The 17797-nt window shown below is 73.8% G+C and carries 10 protein-coding genes, 3 pseudogenes and 1 riboswitch; of the genes and pseudogenes, 3 read left to right on the top strand and 10 right to left on the bottom strand.

From position 1 onward, the window contains the following. Positions 1-2: 2 nt before the first annotated feature. A complete protein-coding gene (locus IG99_RS31510; RefSeq protein WP_037679945.1) occupies positions 3-224 on the bottom strand; it encodes a CbtB domain-containing protein in 222 nt (73 codons plus the stop codon). A 37-nt stretch (positions 225-261) separates the two neighbouring features. Continuing rightward, positions 262-409, bottom strand: a riboswitch (cobalamin riboswitch). Between the two features lie 115 nt (positions 410-524). Here IG99_RS31510 and IG99_RS31505 point away from each other — a divergent pair. Then, positions 525-1097 (top strand): histidine phosphatase family protein, encoded by a 573-nt coding sequence (locus IG99_RS31505; RefSeq protein ID WP_037679943.1) that lies wholly within the window; start codon positions 525-527, stop codon positions 1095-1097. Positions 1098-1359: 262 nt separating this feature from the next. Here the strand turns inward: IG99_RS31505 and IG99_RS31500 are convergent, their stop codons facing one another. Continuing rightward, positions 1360-1734 (bottom strand): four-helix bundle copper-binding protein, encoded by a 375-nt coding sequence (locus IG99_RS31500; protein WP_037680027.1) that lies wholly within the window; start codon positions 1732-1734, stop codon positions 1360-1362. Positions 1735-1858: 124 nt separating this feature from the next. Between IG99_RS31500 and IG99_RS31495 the strand changes: the two genes are divergently transcribed. Next, a complete protein-coding gene (locus IG99_RS31495; protein ID WP_199815645.1) occupies positions 1859-2224 on the top strand; it encodes a DUF6479 family protein in 366 nt (121 codons plus the stop codon). 45 nt (positions 2225-2269) lie between these two features. Continuing rightward, entirely contained in the window at positions 2270-2620 is a 351-nt protein-coding gene (locus IG99_RS31490) for a hypothetical protein (RefSeq protein ID WP_037679938.1), read from the top strand. 48 nt (positions 2621-2668) lie between these two features. Here the strand turns inward: IG99_RS31490 and IG99_RS31485 are convergent, their stop codons facing one another. From IG99_RS31485 to IG99_RS31460, 8 genes and pseudogenes are all read right to left on the bottom strand, one after another. After that, positions 2669-3682 (bottom strand): ATP-grasp domain-containing protein, encoded by a 1014-nt coding sequence (locus tag IG99_RS31485; RefSeq protein WP_051866114.1) that lies wholly within the window; start codon positions 3680-3682, stop codon positions 2669-2671. Positions 3683-4060: 378 nt separating this feature from the next. After that, positions 4061-4534, bottom strand: a complete 474-nt coding sequence (locus IG99_RS31480) for an RpiB/LacA/LacB family sugar-phosphate isomerase (RefSeq protein WP_037679937.1) — start codon at positions 4532-4534, stop codon at positions 4061-4063. A 45-nt stretch (positions 4535-4579) separates the two neighbouring features. Then, positions 4580-5806, bottom strand: coding sequence for a cytochrome P450 (locus IG99_RS31475; protein ID WP_037679935.1), 1227 nt, complete (start codon positions 5804-5806; stop codon positions 4580-4582). 20 nt (positions 5807-5826) lie between these two features. Then, positions 5827-6039 carry an MbtH family protein gene (locus IG99_RS31470; protein WP_037679933.1) on the bottom strand — a complete coding sequence of 71 codons (213 nt, stop codon included), beginning with the start codon at positions 6037-6039 and terminating at the stop codon, positions 5827-5829. A gap of 64 nt (positions 6040-6103) precedes the next feature. Continuing rightward, positions 6104-10099, bottom strand: a complete 3996-nt coding sequence (locus IG99_RS31465) for a non-ribosomal peptide synthetase (protein WP_037679930.1) — start codon at positions 10097-10099, stop codon at positions 6104-6106. 29 nt (positions 10100-10128) lie between these two features. Next, a pseudogene (locus IG99_RS52085) lies at positions 10129-11523 on the bottom strand (condensation domain-containing protein); the annotation flags it as partial. Positions 11524-11667: 144 nt separating this feature from the next. Further along, positions 11668-11823 (bottom strand): annotated as a pseudogene (locus tag IG99_RS52080) (phosphopantetheine-binding protein); the annotation flags it as partial. Between the two features lie 108 nt (positions 11824-11931). After that, positions 11932-17793 (bottom strand): annotated as a pseudogene (locus IG99_RS31460) (amino acid adenylation domain-containing protein); the annotation flags it as partial. Positions 17794-17797: the final 4 nt, after the last annotated feature.

Below are 17797 nucleotides of genomic sequence, written 5' to 3'. Positions count from 1 at the left end.
CGTCAGTGGCAGGGGAAGCCGAGCAGGTGGCGGGCGTCGTGCACCCACTCGTGGACGTCCTCTCCGGACATCACGGAGGTGGCGCCCTGTTCGGCGCCGACGAAGTAGAGCAGGACCAGCATCAGGATGCCGAAGAAGACCGCCCAGGGGACGATCGCGCCGATCGGCAGCTTCTCGGGTACGGCAGTGGGGGCAGCGCTCGGCTGGACGGCGGACTGCGCCATGGCAGGACCTCCCTGGGGAACTCGCGTCCCATTTCGGTGGTGCACAGGACGACGGGCGCGGGTCTGACTCGCCCGGCCCGCACCGAAGTGCGTGCCCGGCATACAGTGGCGCGACCGTGCCGGAATCCCACCGGCTTCCACGTACCGTCGTCGATTTCGACGTGACCGTACCGCGAGGCAGGGAATCGGCCAAGGGCGCGTGGGTGCGTGGCGTGCGCCCGGGTGGGCCTGGCGGCACGTCAAGTCACGGGCTGCGGAAGGGTGTTGGGGGCGAGGAGTGGCCGAAGTAACGGAGTGGGCATGACAAGCCGAGTGATGTTGGTCTCACCGGCGATCAGTGCGGCGCTGCGGGAGGCCCGCTTCGACGACGGCTGCTCCCTCGACCCGGCGGGGCTGCGCCGCGCCCGGGCGGCCGCGGGCATCCTGCCGTCCTGGGAGCGCGCCTGGTCCTCCCCCACCGTGCGCTGCCGCGAGACGGCCGGGGCGCTCGAGCTCGACGCCGTGGAAGTGCCTCGGCTCGCGGGGCTGGACGCCGGCCGCTGGCGCGGGGCGACGCTGGCGGAGGTGGGCGCGACGGAGCCCGAGGCCCTCGCCGAGTGGCTGGCGGATCCCGGCGCCGCCCCGCACGGCGGCGAGTCGGTCCGAGAGCTGTGCGACCGGGTCGCCGCCTGGCTGGAAACGGCCGCCGGGGCCCCGGGGCGGAGCGTCGCCGTGGTCGAACCGGAGGTGATCCGCGCCGCGGTCGTCCACGCCCTCGGTGCACCGGCACAAGCCCTGTGGCGCACGGACGTACCGCCGCTGACGGCCGTGGAGCTCAGCGGAAGGTCGGGCCGCTGGAACCTCACGGTGGGGCGGCCACTGGGCGGGGCGTAGCGAGCGCAAACCACCGGGCGGGCCGGTCGGCGCGGCCGGGGCAGGCGATCGTCGGCGCTCGGCGCGGCGACCGGTCGCCGGGCGGGCGGTCGCCGGGTGCTCGGCGCGGCCGGGGCAAGCGGTCGTCGGCGCTCGGCGCGGCGACCGGTCGCCTGGTGGGCGGCGCGGCCGGGTCGCTCCCCGGGCGCGGCCCGGTGGCCTCCTCGGCCGGCGTGGAGGCCGACGGAGGCGGCCGGGGTGCCACGGTGAGGGTCGGGCCGGGTCAGACCAGGGTGGCGATGAACTCCGTGCAGGCCTTGGCGCACGCGCGGCAGGCCTCGGCACTCTCCTCGGCGCCGGGGTGCGCGTCGAAGACGTGCGCGCTCTCCAGGCAAACGGTCCGGCACCACTCCAGCTGGACGCGCAGGCTGGCCTCGTCCAGATGGTTCTGCTCGGACAGCACTCGGCAGGTCGCGTCGCACACCTCCGCGCACATGATGCCCTTGCGGCGTACGAGTTCCTGCTGTTCCGTCCCGTCCGGATCCACGAGGCTCGCCCGTAGCGCGCACGCCCGGGCGCATTCGGTACACGCCTGCGCACAGGCGAAGCGGTCCTCCAGGAACCGGAAGAGCTCCTGCTGGGATGTCGTCGGTGTCACGTAGACCCGGGTAGCCGGTGCGGTGAGCGTCAAACCCGGGTACGGCGGAGCTGCCGGAGGTCCTCGGGCGGTAGCGGAACCGGATCGGCCGGTTCACTCACCCTTCGAGGGGTATTCACCTGATATGAGTACCGCAACCATGCAGCTGGCCGAAGCGAGCGGGCTGCTCAGCATCGGACTCTTCGTGGTCGGCGTGGCCGTGCTGGCCGTTCTGGCCGGTGGCTTCTGGCTGGGCTACCGCATCAAACTCAACGAGTCGCCCCGGCCGCGACCCGAAGAGCAGCCGCACCTCCCCCCGGACGGACCGGTCCATGAGGTGCAGGAGAACCGGGAACCCGACGAGGTACCCCAGGTCTCGAAGGACGGCCGTGCGCTGACCCCGTACGAGCTGACCAATATGCAGACCCGCTCGAGCCCGTCGAAGCAGCGCCCGCGCTGGGGCCGCGGCAGCAGCGGTTCCTTCGGCGGGGGCGGACTGGGCGCCCACTGAGGATCCGGCCCGAGCGCACGCACTCGACTCCGAGGAGTGAGATTCATGGCCGACTCCGGCCGCGGCACGCTGCCGCTGCCCGACTACGACCATCTGCCGATCGGCGGCCTGGAGAGCCGCGTACGGTCGCTGGCCGCAGGGGACGTGGAGAAGCTGCTCGCCTATGAGCACGAGCACGCCGACCGCCGCCCGGTGACGGAGGTGCTGACCTCCCGCCTGGAGCAGCTGCGGGCGGGCGCCGAACCGACCTCCGGAGACCCCGGGGCGCTCCGTCCCGAGCAGGGCCGCGGCCGGTCGGCCTCCCACGTCTCCCCCGCGACCTCGGCCCAGCCCCTCAGCCCTCCCCCGCACGGCACCCCGGACCAGCGGGGCAAGCCGAAGGGCGACCGGACATAAAGCCTGGTCAGCCAGGTCACAGCACCTCTGTGAGGCGCGGTTGCCGTCTCAGTGGGTCGACAGTCGGCCTCCTCGGCCCAGGGACGCCCTCGCTCGGGGTGCGACCGTGGGCCGGTCGCCTCGGGCGAGGGTTAGGGCGTCGAGGTGCGCCTGGATGTATGGCACGGCCACCCGTTGGAGCTCGAGCTCGCCGTCCACGAAGGCGGGGTGGACGTTGACCTCGAACACGACTCCGCCGTTCTCGACGGCCAGGTCGACGCCCGCGAAGGGCAGTCCGACGGAGGCGGTGGCGGCGACGGCGAGCTCGGTGAGGCGGGCGGGCAGGTTCTCCGGGGTGATGTGGAGGGCGGTGGCCCCCTGGCAGGTGTTGCACGGGGTGTCCGTCCGGGGTTGTACGTGCTCCCGGGCGTGGATGACACGGCCTCCGAGGACGAAAACGCGGAACTGGTGACGGGCACCGTCCGGCCTGATGTTCCGCGCGTCCCGGGAGAGCAGCCAGTCGGTACCCCGCTCCGCGTAGAACGCGGCGGCCTCCTCGAGCTGGACCGGCGTGGTCACGTGGAAGGTGTCGTTGCCTCCCGTACCGATCACGGGCCGGGCCCAGGTGTCCCCGCCGAGCCGGTGGAAGGCGGTCTCGGCCTCGCGCGCACCGGGCCGGGACAGCACCTCGGTGTCCATCTGGGCGACACCGTCCCGGGCGAAGCGGGCCACGGTGAGGTTCTTCTCCGTGGCCGTACGCCAGGCGTCCGTGCCGGTGGCGAGGGTGACCACGTGGTGCGCTTCCAGGAGCTGCTGGAAGGCGGCGAGTCCCTGTCGGCGGTGCGGCGGGATCTCGTAGACCACGACGACGTCGGGCACGAAGTCCAGCCCCTCCTCGGGGACCTTCAGCCGTAAGCGGTCTCCGTCGGGGACGGCGCAGCCGGTCCCGTCGGGGGCGAAGTGGCGGGCGTCGATACGGACGGCGGATGCGCCGGTGAGCAGTTCCACGGCTGTGGCCAGGTACTCGCGGCAGCCTTCGGAAGAGGTGGGGTCGGCGATCAGGGCGATGCACGGTCGGGACACAGCGGCCTCCCAGGGCTTTGGACACGCGCTCGGACCGCGGACACTCGGCTGCCTGGTCCGAGCGGTTTCACGGGGTTGGTGCTGTCGCGCGGGTGGACCTCGGGTCACGTCGCTCCGGCCCGCCGCGCCCGTGTACGCGGGGCGCGCCGGGAAGTGGTGACGGCCGGGCGGTACGGCCGGTGGCCACCGGGGGTGGGGCTCCGCCCTGCCGACGTACGGCACAAGGCTGGGCGCCACACTGTAAGGGCTCAACAAGACCCCGTGACAGGGCGCACACGTGCCCGTCCCCTGCTCCCGCGTCTGCGCCGTTCGCCCCGATGTGTGCGCCCCGCGGGGACCGTGCACACGGGATGCACGGCAACTGGGGCGTCGAGGGGACTACGGGGCCTGCGGGGCGTGGGAGTCCGCCCGACCTCGGTCGAGCCGCTCCACGTGGGCGATGTTCTCGCGGTCCTCGGCGTCTTCGCCGGCGTCGGCGGCGAACCAGGCGTCCAGGATCTCCTTGAGCAGCGGTTCGGAGGTCAGCCGCAGGCTGAGCGCCAGCACGTTGGCGTCGTTCCAGCGGCGGGCGCCGTCCGCCGTGTACGCGTCGGTGCACAGGGCCGCCCGTACCCCGGGCACCTTGTTCGCGGCGATCGAGGCACCCGTGCCGGTCCAGCAGCACACGACCGCCTGGTCCGCCGTCCCGGCGGCCACCTCACGGGCCGCCGTCTCCGAGCACACCGCCCACCGCGGGTCGTCCCCGGTCCGCAGCGCGCCGTAGGCGCGCACCTCGTGGCCCCGGGCCCGCAACTGTTCGACGAGGGAGCGGGCGACGGGTTCGTCCATGTCGGAGGAGACGGAGATGCGCATGTGGCGGAGCCTACTCGGACCACGCCCGTGCCACGCCGCCTTCCGTCACTCCCCTTTCAGCGCCAGCGGCAGCGAGCTGAGGCCGCTGAGGAAGTTGGAGTACACCGGCCGGGCCGGACCGGTCAGCTCCAGCTCCGCCACCGTGTCGCGCAGTCCGGCCAGGACGGCCCCGATCTCGGCCCGGGCCAGGTAGGCGCCCAGGCAGAAGTGGCGACCGTAGGCGAAGGTCACGTGCTTGTTGGGGCTCCGGTCCAGGCGCAGCCGGCCGGGTTCGTCGAACACCCGCTCGTCGCGGTTGGCGGAGGCGTTCCAGACGGTGACGACGTCCCCGGCGCGGACCGGCCGTCCCCTGATCTCCGTGTCGGTGGTGGCGGTGCGCCCCGAGTGCAGCGCGGGGGTCGTCCAGCGCAGCATCTCCTCCACCGCGGTGTCGATCCCCGTCTCGCCCCGCTTGAGCGCCCGCCACTGGTCGGGGTGGTCCACCAGCGCCAGGGCGGCGCCGACCATGGACAGCCGGGCCGTCTCGTCGCCCCCGAGGATCAGGCTGTAGCAGTTGAGCATGATCTCGTCGTCGTCCAACGGCAGCCCGTTCACGCGGCTGCCGGCGAGCAGTGCGATGACGTCGGCGTGACCGCCGGCGCGCCGTTCACGGGCCAGCTGGGCGAAGTAGAGCAGGATCTCGCTCTTGGCGATCCAGGCGTCGGCCGCCGTGCTGTCCGCGTCGTGCGAACCCAGCGCGGACGAGGTCAGCCGGAGCACCTCGGCCCGGTCGCCGTCCGGCACTCCGAGCAGGTCGCAGATCGCACCGAGCGGGATACCCGCGGCCACGTCGGTGGCGAAGTCGCAGGTGCCCTGCTCGATCGCGTCCCGCAGCAGCCGCCGTACCGACCTGCGGACACTGTCGACGATCGGTTCCAGGGCCCGCGGGGTGAACGCCGACATCAGGACGCGGCGCAGTCCGGTGTGCCGCGCGCCGTCGGTGATCGCGAGCATCCGGCCGGCCGCGGAGTCGCCGCCGGCCAGCAGGGTCTCCAGGACGTTGCCGCCCTCGGAGGTGAAGCGCGCGCTGTCCCGGTAGACGGCGGTGACGTCGGCGTGCCGGGTCACCACCCAGAAGCCGGGGGCGGATCCGGTCTGCGGGTTCCAGTGGACCGGGTCGTGCTCCCTGAGGTGGCGCCACACGGCGGACAGGTCGCTCTCGGCGTGCAGTCGCGGCTCGGCCAGGTCCAGTGTGTCGAGTTCCTCGGGAGCGATCGTCCGCCGCGAGTCCATCGTCTCGTACCCCGATCCGTCTATTCGCCCATGGCCCGGATGAGGCTCTTGGGGCGCATGTCGGTCCAGTGCTCCTCGACGTGGTCCAGGCAGGACTGGCGGCTCGCCCGGCCGTGCACGACGGTCCAGCCGGCCGGGACCTCGGCGAAGGCGGGCCACAGCGAGTGCTGTCCCTCGTCGTTCACCAGGACGAGGTGCTCGAGGGTGTCGTCGTCGAACGGGTTGGTGCTCATGGGGAGTCGCTCCTGTCGTGTCGGGCGTGTGTGGAGTGTCAGGCGTGCGTGAGGAGTCGGGCGGTCAGGCGTGCCGGGGTGCGGTGGCCCGGAGCCGGCGATCCAGCACGGGCCCGATCCGGTCCAGTGCGGCGGGCCCCGTCATCCCTCCGTGGAGGCAGGGGATGTCGTGGTTGTCGACGCGCCCTTCGACGTACGGCCGCCATGAGCCGTGCCGTCCGGGGTGTGCGTCGGGATCATGGGCGGCGGTGAAGAAGAGAAGGTCGCCCTGGTACGAGGCGGGGGCGAACTCCGCCATGAGGCGACGGTTGTTCGCCGTCACCTCGACCAGTGCCTCCAGTTCGGCGTCGTCGAGGCCGCCCGGCAGGTCCGGCACGCGGCGGACGAGTTCCGTGAACCTCGCGTCGGTCAGCTCCTCGTCCTCCGGTGCCGCCGGGCGCCCCAGGATGGTGAGGAGGGCGCGGAGCACCGCGGGCCGATCGGTCGGGCGCGGGCCCCGCGCCGTCCACTCGCCGGGGAACGAGTCGAGCAGCGCCAGCAGCGCCACCCTCTCCCCCGCCGCCTGGAGTTCCGTCGCGACGCGGTGGGCTACGAGACCTCCCATGGAGTACCCCAGCAGGTGGTACGGGCCCCGCGGCTGAACCTGGCGGATCAGCGCGGTGTGCTCGGCGACCGCCTCCGCCAGACTGCCCGACCGCACCTGCCCGGGCACCAGGCCCCGCGACTGGAGCCCGTACAGCGGCCGATCGGCGTCGAGATGCCGGGCCAGCCCGGCGAAACCCCAGGCCAGCCCGGAGGCCGGCGGGAGACAGAACAGCGGCTCACGACGGCCACGGGTGCGCAGGGGCAGCAGGACGCCGAGGGCGGTACCTGAGGTGGCCGGGGCGGCCGGAACGACCGGGGCGACCGGGGCGACCGGGGCGACCGGGGCGACCGGGGCGACCGGGGCGACCGGGGCGACCGCCGAAGTCGGCGGCCCGGCCGACCTCGCCAACCCCGCCACCGACGGTGTGTCGAAGACCGCCCTCATCGTCGGCTCGCCGCCGAGTTCCGCACGGATGCGGGCCGTCAGTCGGGGGACCAGCAGGGAGTGCCCACCGAGGTCGAAGAAGCTGTCGTGAACGCCGACGCGGAGCGGATCGAGTCCGAGGAGGTCGGCGACGATCGCGCGGAGGCGCTCCTCCTGCTGGGTGCGCGGTGCGCCGGACGCCGGAGCCGGGGCGCCGGGGGCGGGCAGTGCCGTGCGGTCCAGCTTGCCGCTCGCGGTGAGGGGGAGGCGTTCGAGGAGGGTGACCGTGGAGGGCACCATGTGCGCGGGCAGGGCACGGGCGAGATGCGCGCGCAGCTCGGCGGGCCGCGCCCCCTCCGGTTCACCCGGCACGGCACAGGCGACCAACTGCTTCTCGCCCAGCGCGTCCTCGCGCACCGCGGCCGCCGCCTGTGTCACAGCCGGGTGGGCCGCGAGCACGGCCTCGATCTCGCCGAGCTCGACGCGGAACCCGCGCACCTTCACCTGGTGGTCGGTCCGGCCGAGGAAGCGCAGCTGTCCGTCGAAGCCGCGCACGGCGAGGTCGCCCGTGCGGTACATCCGCTCCCCCGGGCCGCCGAAGGGGTTGGCGACGAACCGCCGCGCGGTCAGTCCGGGGCGGCCGAGGTAGCCGCGGGCCGGTCCGCCGCCCGACAGGTAGATCTCCCCCGGTACCCCGTCGGGCACGGGCCGCAGGGCCTGGTCGAGGAGGTGAAGGCGGTTGCGCGCGAGGGGGCGGCCCAGCGGCGGCGCCCCGTCCGTGGCGTGCGGGTCCACGTCGGACTGCCAGGCGGTGGCGTAGACGGTCGCCTCGGTGGGGCCGTAGAAATTGATGATGCGGGCGGCGGGGAACGCCGCTTCGAGGTCGGTGCGGAGGCGTTCGGGGATGGGCTCGCCGCCGAGTGCGACGACTCTGGGTGAGATGTCCGGGGGGTCGGCGACCACCGTGCTCAGCACCGATGGCACCCCGCTGATCAGGCTCACCTCACGGACGTCGGTGTCGTCCGCGGTGAGTGCGAGCAGGTTCTCCACGATCTGGATGCGGCCGCCGCACAGCAGGGGAGAGAAGATCTCGAAGACGGACACGTCGAAGTTGAGCGAGGTGGAGAACAGCACCTCGGCAAGCCGCTCGGGACCGAGCGTGGCGTGCGTCCACTCGACGAACTCCACGATGCCCCGGTGGGTCTCCAGCACGCCCTTGGGTCGTCCCGTGGAGCCGGAGGTGTACGTGACGCAGGCGAGGTTGTCCGGCCGCGACTCCGGCAAGGACCCCTGACTGCCCCCCGCCTCCGGTGGGAGCGTCACCGTGTCCGCGGGCAGCACCCCCACCGTCTCGTCGGTGGCGAGGACGACCACCGGCCGGGCGTCGCCGACGATGTACGCGAGGCGGTCCGGCGGGTAGGCCGGGTCGAGGGGCAGATAGGCCGCCCCGGACTTCAGCACGCCGAGGACCGCCGTGACGAGGTCCGTCGTGCGCGGCAGAGCGATGCCCACGACACGTTCGGGCCCCGCCCCGAGCGAAACGAGCCGACGGGCCAGCCGTTCGGCGCGGTCGTCCAGTTCGCGGTACGTCCAGGTGGCGCCCCGGTCCAGTACGGCCACCGCGTCCGGGGTGGCCGCGACCTGGGCCGCCCAGAGGTCGGTGAGTGTGCGGGTCGCCGGCGGCGCGGAAGGGAGTTCCTCTCCGGTCTCCCCGGGTGCCAACCCGACTCCGCCGAGGAGGCGTTCGGGGTCCTGCGCCATGGTCTCCAGGAGCCGTACGAGGCGGTCGAGCGTGGCGTTGGCCCAGTCGGCGTCGAAGAGGTCGGGCCGGTAGGCGAGCCGGAAGCGCGGCCGCGGGCCGGGCAGGGCCACCAGGGTCACCGGATAGTGGGTGGCGTCACGCCCGCCCGTACCTACGACACGCAGGCCGTCGCCGGGACGGCCGGTCTCCTGGTCGTCGACCGGGTAGTTCTCGAAGACGACGAGTGTGTCGAAGAGTTGGGGCACCCCGGCCGCCCGCTGGATGTCCGCCAGGCCGAGATGATGGTGGTCCAGCAGCCGGACGTATCCCTCCTGGACCCGGCGCAGCAGTCCGCTCAGCGGCTCGTCGGGTCGCAACCGTACCCGGGTGGGGACGGTGTTGATGAACAGGCCGACCATCGACTCCACACCGGGCAGTTCGGCCGGGCGGCCGGAGACGGTGGCGCCGAAGACGACGTCGTCGTGGCCCGTCGTACGGCTGAGCAGGATCGCCCAGGCGGTCTGCACAAGGGTGTTGACGGTGACACCCAGGTCGCGTGCCAGTGCGGTCAGCGCGGTGCCGGTCTCTGACGTCAACTCGACACGGGCCTGTGCCGGTTCTCCCGAGCCCCGGCCGTCGGGCGCGTGCGGGGCCAGCCGGGTCGGTTGGGAGAGCTGGGCCAGCGCGTCCCGCCAGGCGGCCTCGGAGGCGGTACGGTCCCGGCGGCCCAGCCACTCCAGGAAGGTGCGGTAGGGCGGGGCGGGGGGCAGAGCGGAGGGGTCGTCGCCGGCGTCGTACAGGGTGCGCAGTTCACGCAGGAGGACGGAGACCGACCAGCCGTCGAGCAGGATGTGGTGGTGGGTGACGAGCAGCCGGTGCCGCCGCTCTCCCGTGCGGACCAGTGTGCACCGCAGGAGTGGAGGCGTGGCCGGGTCGAATCCGCGGTCCCGGTCCTCGTCCAGCAGGCGGGCCCACTCCCGCTCGGTGTCGGTTTCCGGCCCGGTCAGGTCGGTCTCGGTCCACGGCAGGGTGGCCCGGCGCGGCACGACCTGCACCGGTTGCCCGCCCCTGCGGCGCCGGAAGGCCGACCGGAGGGTGGGGTGGCGTTCCAGGAGGGCCTGGGCCGCGGCGCGCAGCCGGGCGGCGTCCACGGTGCCGTCGAGTTCGAAGACCAACTGGACCACGTAGACGTCCCGGGAGTGGCCCTCGTGCTCGTACACGGCGTGGAAGAGCAGGCCCTCCTGGAGCGGGGTCAGGGGCAGGACGTCGACGGACGCGGACTTCGCGGGCGACGCGGATTGCGTGGGCACGGGCTGTTTTGTCGGCGCGGGCTGTGCCGTCATGGGGTTCGTACCGTCTCTTCCGGGTCGTCCTGGCCGTCGAGGCCCGCGGCGAGTTCGTCGAGTTCGTCCTGGGTGAGGGCGTCGGTGTCCGGGTCGGCTCCGGGTGCCCGTGCGGCCCTGGCGGCCAGGGCGGTGAGCGCGGAGTACCAGCCGTCGGCCAGGGCCCGTACGTCCGCCTCGGTGAGCACGCCGTCGGACCACGTCCAGTCGGACAGCAGGCGGGGGCCGGTGTCGGAGTCCTGGACGACCGCGTTCAGGTCGAGGGCGTGGGCGGCGGCGAGGCCGAGGTCGGTGCCGACGCCGAGGGCCATTGACTCCGGGGCGAAGGCCCAGTCGGTCGTGTCCGCGGCGACGGTGTCGGCCGGCGCGGGGAAACGGCCCAGGTAGTTGAAGCCGATCTCGGGCGTCGGCGGCTCGGCCAGATCAGGGGCGGTGTCGGGGTTGAGGTAACGCAGCAGCCCGAAGCCGACGCCGTGGTCGGGCAGTTGGCGGAGCCGCTCACCGACGCGCCGGGCCGCGGTCTCGGCTCCTGGTCCGGCGCTCAGGGCGTCGCGCGGGTCGATGCCGTCCAGGTCGAGGTGGACGGGGTACAGGGAGGTGAACCAGCCGACCGTACGGGACAGGTCCAGCCCCGGCGCCACCTCCTCGCGGCCGTGCCCCTCGACGTCGACCAGGACGTGCGCGGAGTTCTGACGGTCGGCGACGGCGAGGGCGAGCCCGGTCAGGAGCACGTCCTGGGTGCCGATGCCGAAGGCGGCCGGGACAGTGGTCAGCAGCGGAGCGGTCACGTCCGGCCCCAGGGTGAGCCGCAGTGAGCGGGTGGTGGCGGCGGTGTCCCGTTCGGGGTCCAGCGGGCGGGCGCCCAAGAGGGTGCGCGCGGCGGCCGCCATACGGCGCCACATCCCGGCCTCGGCGACACGCGCAGGCGTGCAGGCCTCCTCGCCGAGGAGGACGGACCAGCGGCGGAAGGAGGTGCCGACCGGCGGCAACTCGGCGGGGCGCCCTGCGCTGATCGCGGTCCAGGCGGCCTCCAGGTCCGGTACCAGGATCCGCCAGGAGACCCCGTCCACCGCCAAGTGGTGGATGACGAGCAGCAGACGTCCGGGCCGGTCGGGGCCGGCGTCGAACCACACGGCGCGCACCATCACCCCCGCCGCAGGGTCGAGCAGCTCCAGGACCCGGTCGAACTCCTCGGCGACGACCCGGTGCAAGTCGTCCGTCCCCGCGACGGCGCGACGGTCGAGCAGGTCGGCGGCGCGCACCTGCCCGACCGGGCGCACCTCCAGGTCCGGGGTGGGGGTGAGGCGGGCCCGGAGCATGGCGTGGTGGTCGATGAGGGCTTGCAGGGTCTCGGTCAGGTGGGCCGGGCCCGCGCCGGCCGGGACCGTCAGGAGGACGGACTGGCTGAGCCGGTCGACAGGGCCGCCGCGCTCCAGGAGCCAGCGCATCACCGGAGTGAGGGCCGCCGTGCCGACACCGTCGTCCGCGGCGGGGCCGGCCGCTCCCACGGGGCCCCGGGCGACGGCGGCCAGCCCGGCCACGGTCTGGCGCTCGAAGACGTCCCGGGGCCTGATGACGACTCCGGCCTCCGCCGCCCGGCTCACCAGCCGGATCGAGGAGATGCTGTCCCCGCCGAGCGCGAAGAAGCCCTGGTCGAGGGGGACTTCGGTCAGCTTGAGGAGGTCGCCGAAGAGTCCCGCGAGGATGCGTTCGGCGGGCGTCACCGGTTGCCGCCCGGACGCGGTGCCTGCGGGTGCGGAGGGCGCGGGCAGGGCCTTGCGGTCGAGCTTTCCGTGCGGGGTCAGCGGGAGGGCGTCGAGCACGACGACGGCCGACGGCACCATGTAGTCCGGCAGCGCGTGCTCCGCGTGCCGTCGCAGCTCCGCCGGGTCGAGGGCGGGGCCGGGCCGCTCGGGAACGACGTAGGCGGTCAGGCGTCGCTCGCCGGGCTCGTCCTCGCGGACGACCACCGCGGCACGGGCGACGGCCGGGTGGCGGGTCAGGACCGCCTCGGTCTCGGCGGGCTCGATGCGGAAGCCGCGGATCTTGACCTGGTCGTCGGCGCGTCCCAGGTACTCCAGTTCGCCGTCGAGCGACCAGCGCGCCAGGTCGCCCGTCCGGTACATGCGTTCGCCCGGTCCGCCGAAGGGGTCCGCCACGAACCGCTCCGCCGTCAGCCCCGGTCGGCCGAGGTAGCCGCGGGCCACTCCGGCGCCGGCGAGGTACAGCTCACCCGTCGCGCCGGGCGGCACCGGACGCAGCCAGGCGTCCAGAACGTGCGCCCGGGTGCCGTCGACGGGGCGGCCGATGGGCGGGGCCTGGTCGCCGGAGAGCGGCACGCTGATCGTCGCGCACACCGTGGACTCGGTCGGCCCGTAGGCGTTGGCCATACGGCGCCCGGGCGCCCACCGGGCCACCAGCTCGCCCGGGCACACCTCCGCGCCCACGACCAGGGTGCGCAGGGCGGGGAAGTCGGAGGTGGGCAGTGTGGCGAGTGCGGCGGGCGGGACCAGGGCGTGGGTGATACCGCCGTCCCGCAGGGCCCGTTCGAGGTCGTCGCCGACCAGAGGGCCGGTATCCGCCGGCACCACCAGCGTGCCGCCCGATGCGAACGCCATGAGCAGTTCCATCACCGACGCGTCGAATCCCGGTGCGGAGAACTGCAGGACCCGGGAGTCCGGGCCGAGGCGGAAGCGGTCCCGCTGCGTCCGTGCCAGGGCCGCCAGGCCCCGGTTGTCGACGACGACGCCCTTCGGCACGCCGGTGGAACCCGAGGTGTAGATGACGTACGCGGCCTGGTCCGCGGAGTACGTCACCGGCAGCTCGCCCGGGGTGCCGTCCTCCCGCAGGTCCCGCAGGACGTACGCCGGCCGGGCGTCGGCCGTCATCAGTTCGACGCGCTCGCGGGGCTGAGCGGGGTCCACCGGCAGGAAGGCCGCGCCGGCCAGCGCCACCGCGAGCAGCGCGACGATCCGGTCCGCGGAGCGCGGCATCAGCACCGCCACCACGTCACCGGGACCGATCCCACGCCCGGCCAGTGTGCGCGCCAACCGCTCGGCCCGTGTGTGCAGTTCGTCGTACGTCAGGTCGTTGAGCGCGGTGGCTCCCGGAGTGCGGCGGGCCTGCGCGCGGAAGAGTTCGGCCAGTGAGGCATGGGGAATCTCGGGCGTGGTGGCGTTCCACGCGTCGATCCGGGCCCGTTGGGTGGCGTCGAGCAGATCGAGGTCGCCGATGCGCCGGTCGGGGTCGGCGGCCACGGCGGTCAGGAGGCGCACCAGCTGTCGTGTGAGCCGCCGGGCCGTGGCGGGGTCGAAGAGGTCGGTGCTGTACTCGGCGACGCCGTCGACCCCGGCGGGGGATCCGTCGTCGTTGCGCCGCTCGGTGAGGTAGAGGGACAGGTCGAAGCGGGCGGCCCCGGTCTCGACGGGTTCCCTGGTGACGTCGAAGCCGGGCAGGGACGGCGCGGGTTCGGCGGTGTGGCCGGTGAAGGCCAGCATGACCTGGAAGAGGGGGTGGCGGGCGAGGGTGCGTTCGGGACTGAGGGCCTCCACGAGGAGGTCGAACGGGACGTCCTGGTGGGCGTAGGCGGCGAGGTCGACGTCCCTCACGCGGTGCAGGAGTTCGCGGAAGGTGGGGTTGCCGGAGGTGTCGGTGCGCAGGGTGAGGCTGTTGACGAAGAACCCGACGAGGTCGTCGAGCCTGCCGTCGGTGCGTCCGGCGACCGGTGTGCCGATCGGGATGTCGGTGCCGGAGCCGAGGCGGGTCAGCAGTGCGGCGAGGCCCGCCTGGAGCACCATGAAGAGGGTGACGCGCGAGGACACGGCGAGGTCGGCGAGCCTGGCGTGGAGCTCGGCGTCGAGGGCGACGCAGGCGCGGTCGCCCCGGCCGCTGGGCTCGGCGGGCCGCGGGCGGTCCGTGGGGAGCGGGAGTTCCTCGGGCGCGCCGCGCAACGCCTCCTTCCAGAAGGCGATCTGGCGTTCCATCAGGTCGCTGTCCGTGGGGTCCAGCAGCGCTCGCTGCCAGCAGGCGAAGTCGGCGTACTGGACTGGCAGTCGCCGCCACTCGGGTGCGTGCCCGGCCGACCGGGCCGCGTACGCCGTCTCCAGGTCGCGCATCAGCGGTGCCATGGACCAGCCGTCCACGGCGATGTGGTGGGCGAGCAGCAGCAGGACGTGGGTGTCGGCGCCGAGGTCGAAGAGGGTGACGGCCAGGGGGAGGTCGGTGGCGAGGTCGAAGCGGTGGCCCGCCGTCGCGGTGAGCAGGGCGGGCAGTTCCTCGGGGGTGGCCCGGACGACCCGAGGGTGTGGTCGCGCCCGGCCCGGGTCCAGGACGTACTGGTGGGGCGTGCCCCGGACGTCGGGGCAGAGGGTGCGCAGCGGTTCGTGGCGCGCCACGACGTCGGCGAGGGCCTCTTCCAGCGCCGCCCGGTCCAGGGGTCCGGTGAGGCGCAGCGCCCAGGGGACGGTGTACGTGGTGTGTCCGCCGTCTAGGCGGCTCATGAACCACAGACGCTGTTGGGCGTACGACAGGGGCAGCGGGTCCGGCCGCCGCTGGAGGCGGGTGAGCTGCGGACGGTGTACGTCGTCCGTCTCCCCCACTCGGGCCGCGAGGCCCGCGGGGGTCGGCGTCTCGAAGACCGCGCGGACCGGGAGCGTGGCACCGAGGGCACTCCGGATCCGGTCGGCGAGCCGCATGGCGAGCAGCGAGTCGCCGCCGAGGGCGAAAAAGCTGTCGTCCGGGCCCGCTTGGTGCGCGGCGAGGCCGAGAACGTCGGTGAAGAGCCCGCACAGGATCTCCTCGTGCGGGGTGCGCGGGGCCCGGCCCGTGCCGGTGGCGGGGCCGGTGGCGGGCAGAGCGGCCCGGTCCAGCTTGCCGTTGGCGGTGAGCGGCAGCCGGTCCAGGACGACGACGGCAGAGGGGACCATGTGGCCGGGCAGCACCCCGGCCACGTGCCGCCGTACGTCTGACTCGTCAAGGGAGGCGGAGACGGGGACGGCGTAGCCGACCAGCCGTCCGTCCTGCACGAGGACGGCGGCCCGCGCCACGCCGGGGTGGGAGGCGAGGGCCGCCTCGACCTCGCCGGGCTCGATGCGGAAGCCGCGGACCTTGACCTGGTCGTCCGCCCGGCCCAGGTACTCCAGGCCACCGTCGGCCGTCCGGCGGGCCAGGTCGCCCGTGCGGTACATCCGGTCGCCCGGGCCGCCGAAGGGGTCGGCCACGAACCGCCCGGCGGTGAGCCCCGGACGCCCCAGGTAGCCGCGCGCCAGGCCGGCACCGGCGACGTACAACTCGCCGACGGCTCCCGGGGGTACGAGTCGCAGTCCGGCGTCCAGGACGTAGGCGCGCAGGTCGGGAAGGGGGCGGCCGATGCCGGCCGTCACCCGTCCCGCCGTCAGGGGCAGGCCGGTCACATGGACGGTGGTCTCGGTGATGCCGTACATGTTCACCAGGACGGGAGCGTCCTGCGGATGGCGCGTGTACCACTCGGCGATCTGCCCGACATCGAGCGCCTCTCCACCGAACACGACGTGACGCAGCGCCAGTTCGCGGGAGACCTCGGGGAGGTGGGCGTCCGCGCGCAGCAGTTCCCCGAACGCCGACGGGGTCTGGTTGAGCACGGTGACGTGCTCGCGGGCGAGGAGCCGCAGGAACTCCCGCGGGTCCCGGCTCACCGCGAACGGCACGATCACCAGCGTGCCGCCGTGCAGCAGCGCTCCCCACAGCTCCCAGACCGAGAAGTCGAAGGCGTAGGAGTGGAACAGCGTCCACACGTCGTCCGGGCCGAAGTCGAACCACGCGCGGGTCGTTTCGAACAACCGGACCACGTTCCGGTGCGGTACGGCGACGCCCTTGGGCCGGCCGGTGGAGCCGGAGGTGTAGATGACGTAGGCGAGGTGGTCGCCCGTCAGGAGGGGCGGGGCCGTCTCGGGGGCCTCGGGCAGCCGCTCGTCCAGGCGGATCACGGGGACGTCGGAGCTGGGCAGGCCAGAGGCCAGGCCTCCGGTGGTGAGCAGCAGCACGGGCGCGGCGTCGGCGAGCATGAAGGCCAGCCGGTCGGCGGGGTAGTCCGGGTCCATCGGCAGGTAGGCCGCGCCCGTCCTGAGCACCGCCAGCACGGCCACCACCAGGTCCGGGGAGCGGGGCAGCGCCAGGGCGACGAGCCGCTCCGGGCCGGCCCCACGGGCCGCGAGCAGTCGGGCCAGGCGGTCGGCCCGTGCGTCCAGTTCCGCGTACGTCAGCCGGGTACCGTCGTGCACCACGGCCGTCGCGTCGGGGGTGCGGGCGGCCTGCCGGGCGAACAGTTCGGGCAGGGCCGCGGCCGGCGCCTCGGCGGTGGAGGCATCCCCCAGCAGCAGCTCGCGCTCCCCCGGCAGCAGGGCCGCCACGTCCGCGGCGCGGCGGGACGGGTCCGTGGCCAGGGCTTCGAGGACGGCGGCGAACCGGTCCACGAGGGCGCGGGCGCCGGTCTCGTCGTACCGGTCGGGGCGGTAGGACAGCCGGAGCGCCAGGCGATGGGCGGGCAGGACGGCCAGGGTGAGCGGGTAGTGGGTCGCGTCGCGGCCCGTGACCTGGGTGACCCGCGGCGATGAAGCGCCTGCCGGGTGGTTCTCGAAGGCGAGCAGGGTGTCGAAGAGTTCGCCGTCGACGCCGGTGCCCCGCCGGATGTCGGCAAGGCCGAGGTGCTGGTGCGCGAGCAGGCTCGTCTGCCGGCCCTGGAGGGCGGTGAGGAGGTCGGCGATGGTGGCCTGGTCGTCCCAACGCACCCGCGTGACGGTGGTGTTGATGCAGAAGCCCACCAGCGAGGCGATGTTCCGCAGTTCGGGCGGGCGCACACTGACGGTCTGGCCGAAGACGACGTCGGTGCGGCCGGTCAGCCGGCCGAGCAGCATCCCCCAGGCGCCCTGGACGAGAGTGTTGAGGGTGATCCCGAGGGACCGTGCCGTGGTGTCGGCGGCCCGGCTCAGTTCCTCGGGCAGTTCGACGACGAGTTCGTCCGGCAGGACGGCCGTGGGGTTCGCCGAGGGGGCGAGGAGGGTGGGTTCGACCACTCCGTCCAGCGCGTTCCGCCAGGCCGACTCGGCACCGTCGCGGTCCTGGCGGGACAGCCAGGCGAGGTAGTCGCGGTAGGCGGGCGCCGGGGGCAGCGAGGTGGGGTGCTCGCCGGCGTACAGGGTGCTGAACTCTCGTACCAGCAGCTGCTTGGACCAGCCGTCGAGGAGGATGTGGTGGTTGGTGACGACGAGGCGGTGGCTGTCCTCGGCCCAGCGCACCAGCAGGTACCTGAGCAGCGGTGGCCGCGCGAGGTCGAAGCGGCGGGTGCGCTCCTCGTCCAGGAGGCGCTCCCACTCCTTGTCGCGTTCGTCGGCGCCCAGGCAGGACAGGTCGGCCTCGACCCAGGGCAGTTCGACGTCCGTGGGCACGATCTGCACGGGCCGTCCCGCCTCGCGGCGCCGGAAGCAGGCGCCCAGGTTGGGGTGCCGGTCGAGCAGGGCCTGCCCGGCGGCGCGTACGGCGGCGGGGTCGACCGGACCCGTGAGCTCCAGGACCTGCTGGGCGGCGTAGACGTCGGGGGCCCGCTCGTCGTCGTACAGGGCGTGGAAGAGCAGCCCTTCCTGCAACGGCGACAGGGGCAGGACGTCGGCTATTCCGGACCGGGGCACCGTG

The sequence above is a fragment of the Streptomyces griseus subsp. griseus genome, from assembly GCF_000720255.1.
Taxonomy (GTDB): Bacteria; Actinomycetota; Actinomycetes; order Streptomycetales; family Streptomycetaceae; genus Streptomyces; species Streptomyces griseus_I.
The sequence above is the reverse complement of the archived record's forward strand: the minus strand, read 5'-3'. Positions and strand labels throughout refer to the sequence as shown.